Origin of the sequence: Rossellomorea aquimaris (genome assembly GCF_008180865.1) — a bacterium.
Classification (GTDB): domain Bacteria; phylum Bacillota; class Bacilli; order Bacillales; family Bacillaceae_B; genus Rossellomorea; species Rossellomorea yichunensis.
Genome location: NZ_VTEX01000002.1, coordinates 25,365 through 43,433 on the forward strand (window position 1 = coordinate 25,365; position 18,069 = coordinate 43,433).

At 42.2% G+C, this 18,069-nt stretch carries 18 protein-coding genes; 11 read left to right on the plus strand and 7 right to left on the minus strand.

Features of this window, described 5'->3' with window-relative positions; translation table 11 throughout:
* Window positions 1-20: 20 nt before the first annotated feature.
* Window positions 21-692 (plus strand): SDR family NAD(P)-dependent oxidoreductase, encoded by a 672-nt coding sequence (locus FZC88_RS07720; RefSeq protein ID WP_148994331.1) that lies wholly within the window; start codon window positions 21-23, stop codon window positions 690-692.
* A gap of 43 nt (window positions 693-735) precedes the next feature.
* Here FZC88_RS07720 and FZC88_RS07725 read toward each other — a convergent pair whose 3' ends face one another.
* Both FZC88_RS07725 and recX read right to left on the minus strand, forming a co-directional pair.
* Complete coding sequence (locus FZC88_RS07725) at window positions 736-1,149, minus strand: hypothetical protein (RefSeq protein ID WP_148994332.1); 414 nt, start codon at window positions 1,147-1,149, stop codon at window positions 736-738.
* 54 nt (window positions 1,150-1,203) lie between these two features.
* On the minus strand, window positions 1,204-2,010 hold the full coding sequence (gene recX, locus FZC88_RS07730; RefSeq protein WP_148994333.1) for a recombination regulator RecX: 807 nt from the start codon (window positions 2,008-2,010) through the stop codon (window positions 1,204-1,206).
* A gap of 90 nt (window positions 2,011-2,100) precedes the next feature.
* On the opposite strand from recX, the gene FZC88_RS07735 reads away from it, so the two are divergent.
* The 3 genes from FZC88_RS07735 to FZC88_RS07745 all read left to right on the plus strand — a co-directional run bounded on the left by FZC88_RS07735 (window position 2,101) and on the right by FZC88_RS07745 (window position 3,494).
* Window positions 2,101-3,006: a TIGR01777 family oxidoreductase gene (locus tag FZC88_RS07735; protein ID WP_148994334.1), complete on the plus strand. Its 906-nt coding sequence runs from the start codon at window positions 2,101-2,103 to the stop codon at window positions 3,004-3,006.
* 71 nt (window positions 3,007-3,077) lie between these two features.
* Window positions 3,078-3,203, plus strand: a complete 126-nt coding sequence (locus tag FZC88_RS07740; protein WP_079531092.1) for a YfhE family protein — start codon at window positions 3,078-3,080, stop codon at window positions 3,201-3,203.
* Between the two features lie 105 nt (window positions 3,204-3,308).
* Window positions 3,309-3,494: a YfhD family protein gene (locus FZC88_RS07745; RefSeq protein ID WP_044339722.1), complete on the plus strand. Its 186-nt coding sequence runs from the start codon at window positions 3,309-3,311 to the stop codon at window positions 3,492-3,494.
* Window positions 3,495-3,589: 95 nt separating this feature from the next.
* Here FZC88_RS07745 and FZC88_RS07750 read toward each other — a convergent pair whose 3' ends face one another.
* Window positions 3,590-4,090 (minus strand): DoxX family protein, encoded by a 501-nt coding sequence (locus FZC88_RS07750; RefSeq protein ID WP_148994335.1) that lies wholly within the window; start codon window positions 4,088-4,090, stop codon window positions 3,590-3,592.
* A 511-nt stretch (window positions 4,091-4,601) separates the two neighbouring features.
* Here FZC88_RS07750 and FZC88_RS07755 point away from each other — a divergent pair.
* Window positions 4,602-6,224, plus strand: a complete 1,623-nt coding sequence (locus FZC88_RS07755) for an ABC1 kinase family protein (RefSeq protein WP_148994336.1) — start codon at window positions 4,602-4,604, stop codon at window positions 6,222-6,224.
* Window positions 6,225-6,290: 66 nt separating this feature from the next.
* A complete protein-coding gene (locus FZC88_RS07760) occupies window positions 6,291-6,473 on the plus strand; it encodes a hypothetical protein (protein ID WP_148968099.1) in 183 nt (60 codons plus the stop codon).
* A 153-nt stretch (window positions 6,474-6,626) separates the two neighbouring features.
* Here the strand turns inward: FZC88_RS07760 and FZC88_RS07765 are convergent, their stop codons facing one another.
* Together FZC88_RS07765 and FZC88_RS07770 are read right to left on the minus strand one after the other, a co-directional pair.
* Entirely contained in the window at window positions 6,627-6,950 is a 324-nt protein-coding gene (locus FZC88_RS07765) for an MGMT family protein (protein WP_148968098.1), read from the minus strand.
* Entirely contained in the window at window positions 6,947-8,716 is a 1,770-nt protein-coding gene (locus tag FZC88_RS07770; protein ID WP_148995120.1) for an ABC transporter ATP-binding protein, read from the minus strand. Before FZC88_RS07770 ends, FZC88_RS07765 begins: the two co-directional genes overlap by 4 nt.
* Window positions 8,717-8,867: 151 nt before the next feature.
* Between FZC88_RS07770 and FZC88_RS07775 the strand changes: the two genes are divergently transcribed.
* Together FZC88_RS07775 and FZC88_RS07780 are read left to right on the plus strand one after the other, a co-directional pair.
* Window positions 8,868-9,611 (plus strand): Cof-type HAD-IIB family hydrolase, encoded by a 744-nt coding sequence (locus FZC88_RS07775; RefSeq protein WP_148994337.1) that lies wholly within the window; start codon window positions 8,868-8,870, stop codon window positions 9,609-9,611.
* Between the two features lie 115 nt (window positions 9,612-9,726).
* On the plus strand, window positions 9,727-10,239 hold the full coding sequence (locus tag FZC88_RS07780; RefSeq protein ID WP_148968096.1) for a CBO0543 family protein: 513 nt from the start codon (window positions 9,727-9,729) through the stop codon (window positions 10,237-10,239).
* A 141-nt stretch (window positions 10,240-10,380) separates the two neighbouring features.
* Here FZC88_RS07780 and FZC88_RS07785 read toward each other — a convergent pair whose 3' ends face one another.
* Both FZC88_RS07785 and FZC88_RS07790 read right to left on the minus strand, forming a co-directional pair.
* Window positions 10,381-12,510 carry an ATP-dependent Clp protease ATP-binding subunit gene (locus tag FZC88_RS07785; RefSeq protein ID WP_148994338.1) on the minus strand — a complete coding sequence of 710 codons (2,130 nt, stop codon included), beginning with the start codon at window positions 12,508-12,510 and terminating at the stop codon, window positions 10,381-10,383.
* Between the two features lie 351 nt (window positions 12,511-12,861).
* On the minus strand, window positions 12,862-14,913 hold the full coding sequence (locus FZC88_RS07790; protein ID WP_148994339.1) for a catalase: 2,052 nt from the start codon (window positions 14,911-14,913) through the stop codon (window positions 12,862-12,864).
* Between the two features lie 219 nt (window positions 14,914-15,132).
* Between FZC88_RS07790 and FZC88_RS07795 the strand changes: the two genes are divergently transcribed.
* From FZC88_RS07795 to FZC88_RS07805, 3 genes are all read left to right on the plus strand, one after another.
* The gene (locus FZC88_RS07795; RefSeq protein ID WP_148994340.1) at window positions 15,133-15,768 is read left to right on the plus strand and encodes a DUF4004 family protein; all 636 of its coding nucleotides are present in this window, start codon (window positions 15,133-15,135) and stop codon (window positions 15,766-15,768) included.
* A gap of 25 nt (window positions 15,769-15,793) precedes the next feature.
* Entirely contained in the window at window positions 15,794-16,585 is a 792-nt protein-coding gene (locus tag FZC88_RS07800; protein WP_148994341.1) for a polymer-forming cytoskeletal protein, read from the plus strand.
* A 168-nt stretch (window positions 16,586-16,753) separates the two neighbouring features.
* Complete coding sequence (locus tag FZC88_RS07805) at window positions 16,754-18,052, plus strand: alkaline phosphatase family protein (RefSeq protein ID WP_148994342.1); 1,299 nt, start codon at window positions 16,754-16,756, stop codon at window positions 18,050-18,052.
* The last annotated feature ends 17 nt before the right edge of the window (window positions 18,053-18,069 follow it).

The window sequence follows — 18,069 nt, forward strand, 5'->3', positions numbered from 1 at the left end:
CCAGAAAGGATGACACCATCATGAAAACAGCCATCATCACAGGCGGAGGCTCCGGCCTTGGAAAAGAATTAGGAAAACTGCTTAGCCAGCAAGGATATCATATCTTGCTTCTTGGCCGAACGGAAGACCGCTTAAAAGAAGCTGCAACAGAAATTGAAAGCTTAGGCGGACAGGTTTCATTTACCACATTGGATATCCGTTCAACTCATGACATTCAACAATTCGGCAAAAATCATCTACATGATCATACTGTTGAATTACTCATACATAACGCAGGAGTAGGCTATTTCGGTCCCTTCAAGGATTCAGGCGATGAGGAATTAGTAAGCATGTTTGAAACAAATGCACTTGGCCCCATTCGACTTACCAAGGCACTTCTAAATCAACTGGAACAAAATAGCACCATCATTAACATCATTTCAACAGCTGGCCTTAGAGGTAAAATGAACGAATCATTGTATGTAGCGAGCAAGTTTGCCCTCAGAGGATTTGGTGAAAGTTTACAGAAGGAGTACGAGGACTCGAATCTTCGCATCGTGAATGCATATATGGGTGGAATGGATACCCCATTTTGGGAGAACAGTGACCATATCAGTGATCCATCAAGACTTCGCTCTCCTAAAGATGTTGCGGAATTGATTGTGAATGAATACAAAGAAAAAGACGAAATCGTCATTGAATCAAAAAAATAAACCTAAATAGGCAGCCTTCCCTAAAGGAAGACTGCCTTCTCAATTATGGAGCAAACGGGAAGAACATAAAGGCCACCACAAATAATAGAACAGGCACCAAAAATACAGCGAAGGCATCAATAACAACGACAAATGCCATCCACACCCAGCGGATACCGTCTTTTCTTTTGAGAAACTGCTGGATTATCCGGATGTTCACGAGAATGAGGAAAATTGCCACCCCCAAGAGAAAAAATGGCATCACCCATTTCCCCATGGTTTCGGCGTACCCTTGGTTATACCATTCTTGTTTCCCCAGTGTATAGAATCCGGTTTGGACTTTAATGATGATTTCACCAATGATAAATAGTGCTGCCGCCACCACGACAATTCCACCTGTGTAAAGCTTGAATTTTTTTGTCGTACCGATGAGCAGCAGAAGTGTTAAACCAGCAAACAGAAGCGTGAAAATCTCCACACGAACTCCCCCTTGTCATACCCCTATAATTCAATCTATCTTGAAAACATCAAATCATTCTTCATTTTCTTTTAATTCTTCCAAAAGTCTATCGATGTCCTCCATAGAGAAACCTTTTCGATACAAGGTCTGTTTCATTTTCTGGACATACTCGTATCCCTCATACTTTGAACTCAGCTTTCTATGAGCCTTTAACCCTTGGTGATAGACGGCATCCCATTTTTCATCATCATCCCGATCAGATTCTACTGTCTCCCAGACAATTTTCATGACAGAACCCGGATATCCTTTTCGCATCAAATTCTGCTCAATTTTTTGCTTGGCGATCATCTTTGAATCTTTCCGGTATTTTTGAAGAAGTTTTTCGGTGAGACCGACCGCTTTATCGACCTGCTTCTCTTCTGTGAATACAGCAAGAGCCTCTTCGATATAAGGGTCATCCACCCCTTTTCTTCTTAATTCCCCCCGAATCCAGGTCGGCCCCTTATCGGAGGTATTCATGTGAGTCCCGACAAATGCTTGAGCGAATTCTAAATCATTGATGTATTTAATTTCATTTAATTTATGAATCACTTCCTGTATGACGCCATCTTCAGGATCACCTTCTTGTAAATGGTCCCTGATTTCTTTTTCCGTACGCATTCGATAGGCTAAATACTGGATGGCTTTATTGAATGCTTTTTTCACATCGTCTTCGTACTGAAGCTCGGAAATCTCAAGCTCATCGACTTCCAAGCCTTTTCTGAGCTGGAACTTCGCCAATACTGCTTCATCGACACTGAAAGAATATTTTCCATCTATAAATAAATTGTAACGCTCATCGTTCTTTACTTGCTTCGTTATTTTCGTAATCTTACCCATTTTTTCCACCTCATAGTAATCCTAACACATTCAGCATATGTTTTTTATTCTGTAGATAGGTAAAATAATAAGTATATTGGAGGGATGATGATGAAGATCGCTATAACAGGTGGTACGGGTTTTGTCGGTCAGGCTTTGACGGAGGAACTTCTTGAACACCATCACGAAGTAATGATACTTACCCGAAATCCGGATAAATACGACAATCGTTCAGGTGTTACCTATGTAAAATGGCTATCTGACGGTGCGAAACCCGAAGAGGAGCTCGAAGGAATCCAAGCCTTCATTAACCTTGCAGGGGAATCCATCAACAGCGGCCGTTGGACGGATGAGCGTAAGAAACGAATCATCAATAGCCGAATCAACTCAACCCAAGAGGTAATGAATATTATTAAAGCACTGAAAGAAAAACCCGCGTGTCTTATTAGCGCAAGTGCAATCGGCTACTATCCTTCTTCCAAAACGAATACGTATACGGAAGCCTCAACGGAAACGGCGGACAACTTTTTAGGAGAAACCGTTCAAATATGGGAAAAAGAAGCGAGCAAAGCGAATCAGCTGGGCATCCGGGTTTCATATGCACGCTTTGGTATTATTCTCGGGAAAGACGAAGGCGCCCTCCCCCGAATCGCTCTTCCATATAAAATGTTCGTGGGAGGAACGGTTGGATCCGGGGACCAATGGATGTCGTGGGTCCATATAAAAGACATCGCAAGAGCTGTGCATTTCATTGCTGAAACAGAATCCATCTCGGGACCGGTAAATGTGACATCACCTTCTCCCGTTTCCATGAAAGATTTTGGGAAAACCCTCGGGGCGGTGCTTGGCAGGCCACACTGGATCCCTGTCCCATCCCTTGCTTTAAAAGTAGCAATGGGTGAAATGTGCGCCTTAGTGCTAGAAGGCCAAAAAGTACTTCCGAGTGTCCTTTCAGAAAACGGTTTTCAATTTGAATACCCTGAATTAAAAAGTGCACTGATTGACATTTATCATTAAATCACAGGTATGCCCCTTTCTTTTCAAGGCAAAAATAGTATTAATCTTGAAAAGAAGGGATGTACATACGAATGGATAATAAGAAAAAGAAAGACAAAAACAAATCGGTTCTATCCAGTGCGCAGGAAGTAACGTATTCACGAGAATTCAAAGCAGCCGATCGTGCAGGCGGCTTCAGTTCCAAAGCCCATAGATAGACAATTATTACCTAACTAAAACCCCTTACTTTGAAGAAGAATAAAGGTACAGACTCCTTAGTCTGTACCTTTATTTTTTAACCAACTGAAAAGGGGATGTTCATATTGGGCAGATCACGCGGAAATAGTAAACGAGGAAATAAAAACAGCTTGCCTCAAACACCCGCTCAGCTCAAATCTGACGGTGTTGACGAAGAGTTCTCACGTGAACTTGCCGACCAGGCTGATATGGAAGCACAAGCTCGCGCCAATGCTGCCAACCAGCGTGCACGAGTGAAGAAAAACCAATAGAGCAATCCCGGTAGGTAAAAAAGCTAGGTCAAGAGGAATTCATTAAGAAGCCACCCATGAGAGACCAGCATGGGTGGTTTTAATTATACGTACTATCACACCACGATCGGCTTTTTATGCTGTTTGCCTTTAGGAAGAACCATATGTTTCAGGTATGGTATCACCCAACGGTCAGCTCCCCAACAGAAAGCCCCTCTGCCGGCAAAAAGAAGGATGATGGCAACTGTATAGAGAACGGGATTCGTGCTCACTGTTCCCGCTAATAAGAAGTTTAAGTTCATGAATGCACCTGCGAGTAGTGCCGGTATTGTCATGAATCCGACAATCAAGCCAACTCCCACCAGCACTTCTCCCCAAGGAATCAAGATGTTGAATAAATCTACATTGGGAATAGCGAACCCTTTTAGAAATTCTGCGTACCACCCTTGAACGGCTGGATGATCTCCTGTCGCCTTAGCCAATGCTCCTTGCAAGAAGCCGCTTGCATCAAAACCATCGTTCACCTTATGCCACCCTGCTTCCAGCCACTGAACGCCCAACCAAATTCTAATCACTGTCCAAACCATGCTCACCTTTTGATTTTCCCACCATCTCATGATGGATCATCTCCTTTTGGATTTGTATTGTGAAATATTTCACAATTGTGGTTAAAAAAACAGTTGATCAAAGTTTGTGATGGTTTTGATATGATAGCTGTTTTATTTGTGAAATGTTTCACATGTTCTTTACACTTATAATATACCCCTTCTCCATCCTTATTGCAATAGGCTTTTAAGCAGTTCACAAAGGTGTCAAAAACGGGAAAAAACATTTTATAATTTCATTCACTTCTTTGTGATTTAACTTTTTGGGGTGAATTCCTTTCAGCTACTAACTGGTTATTTCTTCAAGATAAATTGTTTAAAATCCCGCTTGTTCTGTGATTCACATCCCTTGGTATCGTTAGAAACTTTTTACTGATATTATTCAATATATTGAATTGTGTATATATTACCATGAAAATCCAGCGGAAAATGAATTTTTTTGATGATAAGGCAGAGAAACTTTCTTCTTCTTTATCCGTATTACATAATAGAACTAGACAGTCCAGTTACGGGGGATGAAACGATGAAATCAGAGAAGAAGCTTTGGAGAATGTGGAAGGTATTATCACTGGCGCTTTCCATCGTGGTGAGAGTCTATTGGTACCGTATCCGCGGTAAGTCCCAATGGGAGAAAGAGAAGCTCTGGGAACGCATTGGAAAAGAGTTTAAAGAAACTTTATTTGAGTTAAATGGCGTTTTGATCAAGGTTGGACAGCTCCTTAGTATACGTGAGGATTTGCTTCCGAGAGGATTTATCAATCAAATACAGGATTTGGTCGATCACGTTCCTCCTTCACCATGGAAGGAGATTGAAAAGGTTCTGGAACGTGAATGGAACAGCTCTGTGACTACCAAGGTACAGGCCATCGACCATGAAGCTGTTGCTTCAGCTTCAATAGGAGAAGTTTACAAAGCGACTCTGTTAGATGGTACCCAAGCGGCTATAAAGGTGCAGCGCCCTGAGATTCCTTCCCTGGTGAAGACGGATTTCCGTTCCCTTTCCATCATTATTTGGTTCGCTCGACGATTCGCTCCAGTTCCCAAAGGGTTCATTGATTTCAAGATGCTTTATCAGGAATTAAAGCAAGTCATCGAACAAGAGCTCGACTTTTCAAAAGAAATGCACACCGCTATTTCGTTCAAACAACGATTCAAGGACCATTCTAACGTGAAGATTCCTGCTATGTATCCTGAACTTTGCACAGATAAAGTATTGGTGATGGAGTGGGTGGATGGCGTTCGATTAAATGACAAAAAAGCATTTGAGTCGTATGGATTGGACGGGCAGAAGCTAGCTCAGGAATTGTTTCGCCTCTTCCTTCCCCAATGGCTCGAGCCGGGAATTTTCCATGCCGACCCACATGCAGGGAATATACTTCTTCAGCCGGATGGTACCTTCGTTCTCCTGGATTACGGAATGATCGGGGAAATTTCCAAGAGAGATTCCACTCACTTTCAAGATCTTCTGGAAGGAATCCTACTAAAGAACTTCCGGAAAGCAGCAGAAGCGCTGGCTCAATTAGGTTTCTTGCTTCCTGATGCAAGTCCGAAAACGATCGAACCCGTGCTGAAGGAATTTGTCACACTCGATATGGAGCAGTTCAAACAGATGGATCTGCTAACCGTGAAGAAAGAAATAAATGATATGGTGAAATCATTACCTGTACAAGTGCCTACCCGTTTCATCTTTTTAGGCCGGTCTTTTGCAACTATAGAAGGACTTGTTCATACATTGAGTCCCGATGAAGAAATCCTCGATGTCGTCAAACCCGCTTTCATGGATTGGGTAAAGGACAGTAACACAAACAAATGGGAGCTCCTTATGAAATGGGTCAGTGCCCAACCACTCTTTCAGACTGTTCAGAAAGTCCGGCAGTTGTTGGATGTACCAGAAAAAGCGCTTGAACAAAAGGACCATCATCAGCAAAATGAGTTTCAGTTCGCAGTATTTGAAAACCAAAAGAAGCAGGCTTTCATCCTTTTGCTCTTCGGTGGCGTTGGTGCCTTCACAGGATTGGGGTTGGATGTGAACCTCATTTGGCAAGGTAGTTTCGTGGTATCTGGATTAAGTCTAGTTGGTTACTTCTTTATCAGCTCCCGACAAAAACGTTGGCTGAAAAGACTTAGGAATGGACAGCTGAATTAAAAAAAAAAAGGTAACCTTAAATTTAGGTTACCTTTTTTATGGTAAAATATAGAAAGGAGGGATACTATGACAAATCTTAAAAAACCGTTTAATGATGTGACTGACCATATGTCAAAAATCGAAGGAGCCCCCATGAGTAAACCCGAAACTGGGAGTCTGCCATTGGGAATCCGGATCATCGGATACGTGATCATCGGATTCATAGCCCTTACATCTTTATTTGTCATTGTTTTCGGCTTTCTTGATTGAAACCTGGTTAAGATTTAGACATAGAGATCCCATAATGGAATCGGCCGGTACCGTTAACCTGAACCAGTAGAAATTAGCTTTTGCTATGCAATTTTGAGCTAAGGAGTAATTTATCAATCATTTTGAAATTATTGGAATTTAACACCATTATCATTAAATGTCCCACTCCGGTTCGGGCTCATACCGAAACTCCTCTAACCTAATCCGATTCTTCCCTATGAAATGAACCCCTTCTGCTTCCAAACATAGCCTTTGGTTCATCGCTTGCTCTTCATCCCCGAATCCAATTTCCCCCTTGCTATTCAAAACCCGGTGCCAGGGAAGTTTATACTTTTCACTCATGGAATGAAGAATCCGTACGACCTGCCTGGCAGCTCTTGGACTGCCTGCAAATGAAGCGATTTGACCGTACGTCATCACTTTTCCAGAAGGGATGCTCTGTATGATTCTCACAACTCGTTCAGTAAAAGGTTTCATGTTAATTCACTTCCCGCATCAGGATGCTCCCCTATCCTTAACTGCTGTCTCGCAAAGTCGCGGTATAAAGCATGGGATGTAAACAATTCCTCATGTGTCCCGACTCCAGTCACCTTTCCTTTTTCTAAAAAGACAATTTGATCGGCATCCACGATGGTGGATAAGCGATGGGCAATCACAAGGGTGGTTCGTCCCTTCATTAAGTTCTTTAGGGCTTCCTGAACGACAATTTCTGATTGACTATCAAGGCTTGAAGTGGCTTCATCCAGCATGAGGATATCAGGGTCCCTCAATAGGGCTCTTGCAATGGCAAGTCGTTGTCGCTGTCCTCCTGAAAGCTTGATTCCTCTTTCTCCTACTTCTGTTTGATAACCGTTAGGGAGTTCCTTAATAAATTCATGGGCATACGCCATTTTTGAAGCGGCAATCATCTTTTCCTCTGATATATCCCCATCGAGCCCGTAAGAGATATTGTCCCCTATCGTGCCTGAATAGATCGGACTCTCCTGGGAGACGTAGCCAAGAAGTTCCCGCCATGATTTTAGCGAGTATGAGCTGATTGTATCTTCTCCCAAGAGAATGGCTCCTTGCTGGGGCTTATAGAACTGCTCTATCAATGAAAAAAGTGTCGTTTTCCCACTTCCACTCGGACCAACGATGGCCGTCACTTTCCCTTTTTCAGCCCTTATCGTCACATCCTTTAACACCTTCTCCCCCTCTTCATACCCAAACGTCACGCCATCAAGGACCAGGGCACGATCTGTTTGAGGGACGGACCTTCCATCCTCAAGGTTTTCTTCCTCTAAATTGAGAATCGATAACACTTTCTCTGTTGCTCCCACAGTTTTCTGGAATTGAGTTACAAACACGATGATCTGGGTGATCGGCATGATAATCTGAAAGAGGTAGATAAAGAAAGCAACAAGCTCCCCGGCCGTCATGGCTCCAGAGGTCACTCGAATACCGCCGAACCCAATGATTAGGACAAGAACGATGATAATTAAAGAAGAAACGACCGGCGACATTAACGCTTGTATGATTCCTTCCTTTAATCCGAGGACATAAAGCTTCTTGATTCCTGTTTGACCTTTTTGAAATTCAATCTCCTCCGCATTGGATGACTTCACCAGACGGATTTCCGAAAGGACTCTCGTTAAGATAGCCGAGAAACTTGCAGTCTCGGTTTGCAATCCCCTTGAGATATCAGCCATCTTTTTGCCAATCGGGATAAGAAATAATAGTGATAGTGGAATGATTGAAAACATCACCAAGGTAAGAGGCCAATCTAAATAAAACAGCACGATGATGGCACCTATTACAGAAATGATCCCTGTAATAAAGCCTGTCAGATGCTCGGTTATCAAGTTTTTGATCACTCCCGTATCACTGGTCATACGGCTGACCGAGTCACCCGTTTCATGCGAATCATAATAAGGAACGGGCAGAACCAGCAATTTTCTCCAAAGCTTCTCTCTCAATGAAGCGATCACGTGCTGCCCGACCCTCGCCAATATGTAAACAGACACTCCTCCCGCAATCGCTTGAACAAAAAAGGCAGCGATCATCCCTATGATGACCCCTTTGCTTAACGAATCTAAACTGAAGTCATCGATCAACTTACTTGTTAATAAAGGTATAGCAAGTCCCGCAATCGTTGTAAGCAGGCTCAAGAATAAAGAAATGCCAAACAGGGTTTTCGGTGGATCGGTTTCCTTTATTAAAGTAATAAGCTGCTTCCACTTACCCTTTTCATATGTAGACTCCATTGTTCTCTTCCTCTCAAATAGATACTCTTTTCTATTGTAATATGAAGTACAGTACTTAGGAAATAATACCTTCATCAAGTCGGCTTCCTAGAAGATTAGCTCAAATTATATTACACTGGATATGAATGAATAGAAGGACGTGATAGGTATAATGGATATAAGATTAATTGCCTTGGATATGGATGGAACACTGGTCAATCACGAAGGAGAAGTATCTCCTGAAAACGCACAAGCCATTCAGCGTGCAAAGGAGAAAGGTATTCATGTGGTGTTAAGTACTGGCCGCTCCCTTTTCACATGCCGCGACATTTCAGATGAGCTTGGGCGTTCATCTTATCTGGTGACCGTGAATGGCGGGGAAATTTACGATCATGAATACAATCTGGTAGACAGCATCCCACTTGATCTTGATCTTGTGAAACAGCTTTGGAAATTAAAAGAAGAGCATGATGTATACTTCTGGTCTTCCACTTCCCAAGGACTTTTCAATACGAATAAGCCTTTTGATCAGGAAATCGATACCTATAACTGGCTGAAGTTTGGATTCGATATTCAGGATGATGACGTCCGCAAAGTCATGATGGACGAGCTGGTGAAAAATGAAGCACTGGAAATCACAAATTCTTCGCCGACGAATATCGAAATCAATCCTGCAGGGGTCAATAAGGCAGCGGCTTTGGTGAAGGTTTGCAAATGGCTGGACCTGTCCATGGAACAAGTCATGGCGGTCGGGGACAGTATGAATGATATAGCCATGATTCGTGAAGCTGGTTTCGGAGTTGCGATGGGGAACGCACAGGAAGCAGTGAAAGAAGCCGCTGACTGGGTCACTGGCATCAATACAGATCATGGTGTTGCCCAGGCGATTGATAGAGTACTGTCAGAATTGGAATAAATACTTCAATTAAAGTGCCTGATTCAATGTGAATCAGGCACTTTATCTGTCCAGAATGTCTATTCTATTTACGTTACGTCCATACTGAGTAACAAAAACAAGGATTGTACTTAATATGTATCTAATTCTGGTAGTGGTTGTTTATCTGATTTTCGCCAAGCTCTTTATTGATTGGAAACGCTGGAGAGAGTATTATCCAACAGTTCAATATTATATTATTTGCAATCTCTCCTATAACTTGATCTTTTATAACCACACACTTTGGGAATATAAAGCTGTGACAGTAGATTGGCTAAATCATACGTTTATTGATCTCGTTTTCACTTTCTTTATCATTCCTGTCGTCATCATGATCTTTCTTCGTTATTTTCCATATAGAAAAAAGAAATGGCTGTATCTTGCCTGCTGGATTGCTTACTTCACGTTATTGGAATACCTTTTTCATAAAAAAGGACTGTTCCTTTATGAAAATGGCTGGAATTTAGGATGGTCTGCAATTTTCAATGTCATCATGTTTTCAATATTAGGATTGCACCATAAAAGGCCATTACTTGCCATCATATTATCCATTCCAATTATCGCTATCCTTTTATTGATATTCCATCCATCGTACCATGATTTAAAGTGAGGGTGTTTCTATGATTTCTTATTCTACACCTGTTTTTATTGTCTTGGTTTTGGGTGTTTATTTCGCTATGGCAGCATATATCGCTTTTTTAAAGAGGAAAGAATAGAAAAAAGAAGCACCCATCAAAGGATGCTTCTTTTCCTATTTAACAATGATCTCGTCGTTTTCGAGTGAAATGACTACGTTCGTTATGCCGTCTTCATCAAGAAGTAAATCAGCAATTTTATCTTCCACTCTTTCCTGGATCACACGACGTAATGGGCGTGCACCGAATTCAGGATGATATCCCAGTTCAACGAGTTTACTCTTCGCATCTTCGTCGATGGTTACAGTAATCCCCTGTTCTTTAAGTTCAACCTTCAACTCGTCGAGCATAAGGTCAAGAATTTGAAGAAGCTCTCCTTTGTCAAGAGATTCAAATTCAATGATGCTGTCAAAACGGTTCAGGAACTCAGGCTTAAAGTAGGCACCCAGTGATTGAAGAATAGTCGTTTCTTTAATAGCATCTGTGCCACCTGTGTTAAAACCGACCACTGCTTCCTTCTTGTCCGTCACACCTGCGTTACTTGTCATGATGATCACAGTCTCTTTAAAGCTGACCGTTCTACCTTGACTGTCGGTGAGACGTCCATCTTCAAGAATTTGCAGGAACATATGCTGAACATCCGGATGGGCTTTCTCGATTTCATCCAGGAGAATGATTGAATAAGGGTTTCTTCTTACCTTTTCAGTCAATTGACCGGATTCCTCATGGCCTACATAACCTGGAGGTGAACCGATCAGTTTTGAAACAGAGTGTTTTTCCATATACTCACTCATGTCTAATCGAAGCATCGAATCCTTAGATCCGAATAACTCTTCTGCCAGTGTTTTCGTTAATTCTGTTTTACCTACACCTGTTGGTCCTACAAAGAGGAAAGTGCCGATTGGACGATGCTTCGCTTTCAATCCTGCACGGCTGCGGCGGATCGCTTTCGCTACTTTCTTTACTGCTTCTTCCTGTCCGATTACTTTACCCGCCAGGTTTTCTTCCAGTGCTTTCATTCGCTTACGATCATCGCTTTGCAGCTTCCCGACAGGAATACCCGTTTTCGATTCAACGATCGTCTGGATCAGTTCTCTTTCTACAAGTGCTTTAGAGTCTGACCCACCTTCACTAACTTGTCTTTCTAATTCTGCTTCTTGATCGCGAAGGATGGCAGCTTGTTCATAGTTCTCTTCTTTTGTTGCCAGATCCTTCTTCTCTCTTACATCGTTCAATTTTTTAAGAAGGGCAGTCTTGTCTTTCCCCTCTGACTGCAGATTGACTTTAGAACCTGCTTCATCCATTAAATCAATGGCCTTATCCGGTAAGAATCGATCCTGAATATATCGATGGGATAGTTTTACACAATCCTCAATTGCCTCGTCTGTAAACTCGACTCCATGATAGTTTTCATATTTGTCTTTTAATCCTCTAAGGATCTCAATAGCTTCTTCAGTTGTCGGCTCATTGACCAAGACTGGCTGGAAACGACGCTCAAGTGCTGCGTCTTTTTCAATTTGGCGGTACTCCTTCAATGTCGTAGCCCCGATTACTTGCAAATCACCCCGGGCTAAAGCAGGTTTTAGAATGTTTCCTGCGTCCATGGAGCCTTCTGCGGAACCCGCCCCAACTAATTGATGAATCTCATCAATAAATAACATCACGTTCTTTCTATTCTGAAGTTCGCTGATGATGGCTTTTAAACGTTCTTCAAAAGAACCGCGAACCCCTGTACCGGCAGTTAGTGAAGCAACATCCATTACATACACTTCTTTATTTAATAATTTGGATGGCACATCACCTGCTACGATTTTAAGGGCCAACCCTTCAGCGATAGCCGTTTTACCCACCCCGGGCTCACCGATGAGTACCGGGTTATTCTTATTACGGCGATTTAAAATTTCAATGACGCGGTCCACTTCTTTGTCCCGGCCGATAACAGGATCAATCAATCCAGCTTTGGCTGCCCCTGTCACATTGCGTCCATACTGATCAAGAACGCCATTTCCTCCATTTCCACCTTGGGTTTGTGGAGATGATTGCTGATTGTGGAAGCCATGATTTGAGTTTCCACCCATGCTCATCCCTTTAAACAACTCATCAAGGGGAAATCCTCCATGTATTCCAGAAGGTGTTTGCTGCTTTTGAAAGCAAGCTGAACACATCTTCATACTGGACTTGTGACCATTCACTTGCTTATAGACTTCAACTGTTGCTTGGTTGTGTTGACAAACTTGGCATTTCATTAAACATGACCTCCTGTAGTAGAGTTTCATATAAATTTTTTGATTGTATTGTGGATAAGGTCAATGTGTTTAACATTCGATTAAACTTAGTTTGACTTTCTTTGACCTTATACAGATAGTATACTTTGACCTTTTTTGACTTTCAAGATTTTTGCTTATGGGAATTTTTTCATTTTCAAATGCTGATTTGCCTGTTGATTGAAGAGTATAGTAGGTGCAACGATGAGAATCAAGTGATTGATATTGACGATGAAAAAGTGGGATTTTACTTGAAGTATATATGAAAAAGACCAGACCTGAACAACAGATCTGGTCTTTCTCATATAGAAAAGAGAGTATTACTCATCAATCTTATACTAACTCTCGATCCCAATGACGATGTTCGGCAATGGCTACTGTGAACTCTTTTGCAAATGACTTCATGTCTTCCCCAGTTATCACACCAGAGCCGCTGACACCCGCTTGTTCCAACCAGTGTATCCCTTCATGCGTTGCACCGATCGGTTTGAAGTGAGAATACGCTTCTTTGACAAAATAGGTTGTATCTTGAGAGAATTTATTATCTACATTTTCTCCGCCTACTACGTAAAGGCTATCAAATAATACAGATTCCCCGGTTAAGAAGGTATGGTCCACTTCAAGCTCCGTACCATCATTCCCTTTTCTCATCCCCAGCTTGTCACTGATGATTTCCGGCTGGATGCCATCTTCTTTAAGAGCGGATAGTACCATTTTCACCTCTTCCCCTTTAAAGCCGTTTCCTACGATGACCCCTACTTTACGGGTAGCAGGTTTCTTGATCGTATTTTCCTGGCTTAAGGCTGGAGAGGATTTGGTTACTTTTGAACCTTCTCCGCTAGGAACTTTCGCGCTTATCGCTTCTGCAAAGCCTTTTGCCAGATCCAGACTTACATTGGCAAACATGTCGACTACCTGCTGTTGAACCGATTTGCTCTTCACTTTTCCAAGCTCGAAACTGAAGGCTTGAATGATATGCTCTTTCTCAGGATCACTCATGCTATTCCAGAAAAGAGTAGCCTGTGAGAAGTGATCTTTGAAGCTTTCACTTCTTGCCCGGACTTTACGCCCTTCCATCTTCTCCTGGTAATGAGTGTAGCCTCCTTCTTCCTGACTCGCAGGGGCTGGTGTATTTTTAGCAAGTGAGTTGTTATGGTAGCTCACCTGACCCTTGTTAATCGTTTGACGGCCATATCCATCACGCTGATTATTGTGGAATGGACACACAGGTCGGTTAATAGGAAGCTCGTGGAAGTTTGGCCCACCGAGTCGGATCAATTGTGTATCAGTATAGGAGAATAAGCGTCCTTGTAATAATGGATCATTTGAGAAGTCAATCCCGGGAACAACTGAACCAGGATGGAAAGCTGCTTGCTCCGTTTCTGCAAACACATTGTCCACATTCCGATTAAGGGTCATTTTCCCAACGATTTTCACAGGAACTTCTTCTTCAGGCCATAGCTTGGTAGGATCAAGAACATCAAAGTCAAAGTTAAACTCATCTTCTTCCTTAATGAGCTGAACTCCCAGCTCGTACTCTGGATAATCACCATTTTCGATGGATTCATACAAATCACGGCGGTGGAAATCCGGGTCTTTCCCGTTGATTTTCTGAGCCTCATCCCAAACGAGAGAGTGAGTTCCCAGTACCGGCTTCCAGTGGAACTTCACAAAATGGGCCTTCCCTTCGTCATTCACAAGGCGGAATGTATGGACACCGAAGCCTTCCATCATACGCAGACTGCGTGGAATGGCCCGATCGGACATCGCCCACATGACCATATGAGCGGACTCCTGGTTATTCGCTACAAAGTCCCAGAACGTATCGTGGGCAGAAGCTGCTTGGGGCATTTCATTATGTGGTTCCGGTTTAAGTGCATGAACAAGATCCGGGAATTTAATCGCATCTTGAATGAAAAACACCGGAATATTGTTTCCGACGAGATCATAGTTTCCTTCTTCCGTATAAAATTTCGTAGCAAATCCACGTGCATCACGCACTGTTTCCGCAGAACCTTTGGATCCGGCAACAGTTGAAAAACGTACAAAGACAGGGGTTTTCTTTGAAGTGTCCTGAAGAAATTCAGCCCGGGTGTATTCTTTCATAGAGTCATAAAGTTCGAATTCTCCGTGTGCAGCGAAGCCTCGTGCATGAACAATCCGTTCTGGTATGCGCTCATGGTCGAAGTGAGTCATCTTCTCCCGGAAGTGGAAATCCTCCATTAAGGTAGGTCCCCGTTCTCCTGCCTTCAATGAAAACTCATCTTCTGATACCTTCAATCCTTGATTGGTTGTAAGATGCTTACCTTCGTCCTCCACGCGATACTGTTCAAGCTGTTCATCCTTGCTCTTTTCATTCACTTTCGTACGACGATCGTCTCCCATTTTTTCATCCCTCTCAACGGTTATTAATGTTTACTATGTAAAACATTTCTGTTTGTTTTGTACCCTAGATGCTCATAATTAAACATTTATTGGATGGTTTGGAGTGAGATCTTTTTTGAAAATTTTACAAATTCATCTTTACTAACGTAACATTGTTCTGTTAAACTATTCATCAAGTAACGTAACAATGTTTTGTTACAGAGAAGAGGTGATCCCTCATTGGAGGCAGATCTTATATCTAAGAAGGAAGTATTGGAACTGACCGGAATTTCGTATGGCCAGCTTTACCGTTGGAAGCGAAAGAACATTATTCCGGAGAGTTGGTTTATTAAGAAATCCAGCTTCACTGGTCAGGAAACGTTCTTTCCCAGGGAAAAAATGCTCTCACGTATCGATACAATCAAAGAGATGAAAGATGACTATTCACTGGATGAACTATCCGATTTCTTTTCACCAAATCCAACTAAGATTGAAATTAGTGCAGATGAATTACCTTCGTACAACATTCTGTCGGAACATACCTTATCCTTCTGCACAACACTTCTACCGGTAAGAAAGGGATTTGAGTTTCCTGATTTATTAAATATGTTGATCATTGAGAAGGCGAAAAGAATACAGGTCCCAAGTGAAGAACTGCAAACCTTATTTCTTTTTCTTCATGAGAAGTTCACTCCACTAAAAGATTCTTCCCTTGAACTTGTTGGTCTTCGTAAAGAAGAGGAGTATGTATGGATGCTCCTTCCGCTACATTCCGATTTGCTTGTTGACCATTTAACACGGACCGTATTGAGATTCGATCTACAACAGATGATGGAAGAATTGAAAATCACGTTGACGAATACAAAAGGGATCTAACGTCCCTGAATTGGAGGAGAAATGAATGAATACAATGGAAAAGAAAGAACTGCATGATTTGAAGATCAGTGGATCCGGTACGTCCGGTGGAGGAAAATTTGATGCAGTAAAGATAAGTGGAAGCGGAAAAATCGCAGGCGACATCGACTGCCACGAGCTTAAAATTTCAGGTTCCGGGACGATTTCAGGTGACGTAAAAGCTGGATACATTAAAACGAGCGGTTCTTCTACCATTAAAGGTGATACAAAAGCAGAAACGATTACTACAAGTGGAAGCTCCAAGTATGAAGGCTCGGTGATGGCTGCTGAAATGAACACAAGCGGTTCAAGCAAAGTATTGAAAGACCTTATCTTTAAGACTTTCAAGGTGAGCGGTTCATGTAAGGTTGGAGGAAAGATTCAAGGGGGTTCGATTAAAGCAAGCGGCTCTTTAAGAGTTGAAAAGGATTGTGAAGTCGAAACCTTCTCATCTTCCGGCTCGGTTCATATCGAGGGACTGCTCAACGCTGACCGGATTCAAATCGAAATCAATCACGAATCCTCCATTAAAGAAATCGGTGGCGAAACGATTTCGGTGAAACACCATAACTCTAATGGACTGATTAAACAAGTGGTTAACTTCTTTCTCCAAAAGGAAGATTACTTATTTTCATATCTGATCGAAGGTGACGAGGTGTATCTTGAGAACACAAAGGCTAAACTGGTTCGCGGTAAAAATGTTGTAATCGGGGAGAATTGTGACATCGATACGGTTGAATATTCAGGTAGCCTGGATGTGAAGCAAGATAGTCGAATCGGAGAAAAAGTGAAGATTTAAATGATAGTTTAACTAAAGGCAGGGAGGTTTTTACCATCTCTGTTTTTTTATGTAAATCTCCGTCTTTACGATTCATTAACAAGCATAATCGAAATTTCATATTTTTATTCTGAATGTTCTGCTATATTAATAGGTATATAGTACAATCCTACGCGAAAGCTGGAGGCCATTATGACTCGTCTTACGGATCACCTGATTGTCATTTCTTTCGATTGCTTGTCTGCTTTGGATTACCCGATTCTAAAAGGTCTTCCCCACTTTCAACAATTACTTTCTTACGGGTCCTTCTGCAAAAATGTCGAGACCATTTACCCTTCTGTGACATACCCTTGTCATGCAACAATCGTCACCGGTAAGTACCCTAATCGCCATGGTGTTGTAAACAATACTCTCCTTCAGCCAGGTCGTGTTTCTCCTGATTGGCATTGGCATCGAAGCGCTATTAAAGGTACCACCTTATATGATGAAGCAAAGAAAGCCCGGATGACCACAGCAGCTCTTCTGTGGCCTGTTACAGCCAAAGGGGATATTGATTATAATATGCCCGAGATTTTCGCCAATCGCTCATGGCATAACCAAATTCTTGTTTCCCTTTTCAATGGCAGTCCTCTCTATCAATTACACATGAACCGTCTCTTTGGTCATATCCGTAATGGTCTTAATCAACCGGAGCTTGATGACTTCGTTCTGGAATCGACGGTAGAAACAATCAAAAAGAAACCCAGCCTATTGCTTGTCCACTTTACCGACCTTGATACACAACGTCATTACCATGGTTTTTCTTCAGAAGAAGCACATGCTGCCATTCGTCGTCATGATGCCCGTTTAGGGAAAATCATCCGGGCATTAAAGGAAAACGGCATTTATGATAAGTCAACCATTGTCGCTCTTGGAGATCATAGTGCACTGGATGAATCGAAGGCTATTCAATTGAACGTCCTTTTCAAGGAAAATGGGTTAATCACAGTGAATGCCAGGGGAAAGGTAACCGATTGGAAAGCATATTGCAAAGGATGTGATGGATCGGCTTACGTGTACACAAAGGATGAGAAAACGATGGAGGTTGTCAGATCCCTTGTTTACGAGCTCCAAAGTAACCCTTCTAACGGAATTGAAGACATACTCACTGGCGAAGAAGCCGGGAGAAAAGGAGCAGATGAACACTGTTCGTTTATGCTTGAAGCACGACACGGTTTTTACTTTAAAGATACGTTAGAAGGATCCTTCATTCACACCATCAACCCGGAGGATGTGAAAGAAAAGCGTTATACGTATGGATCTCATGGATACTCTCCTGAAAAAGAAGACTACTCCACTATCTTCATGGCTTCAGGGAAAGGGATCCGTTCACATGTTGAAATTCCTTTTATGCATTTAGTAGATGAAGGCCCAACACTGGCACGCCTTCTCGGCCTTAGCCTTGGTGCAACAGATGGAAAAGTGATTGATGATTTGCTGGATATATAAAGAAGAGATTTTGTTTC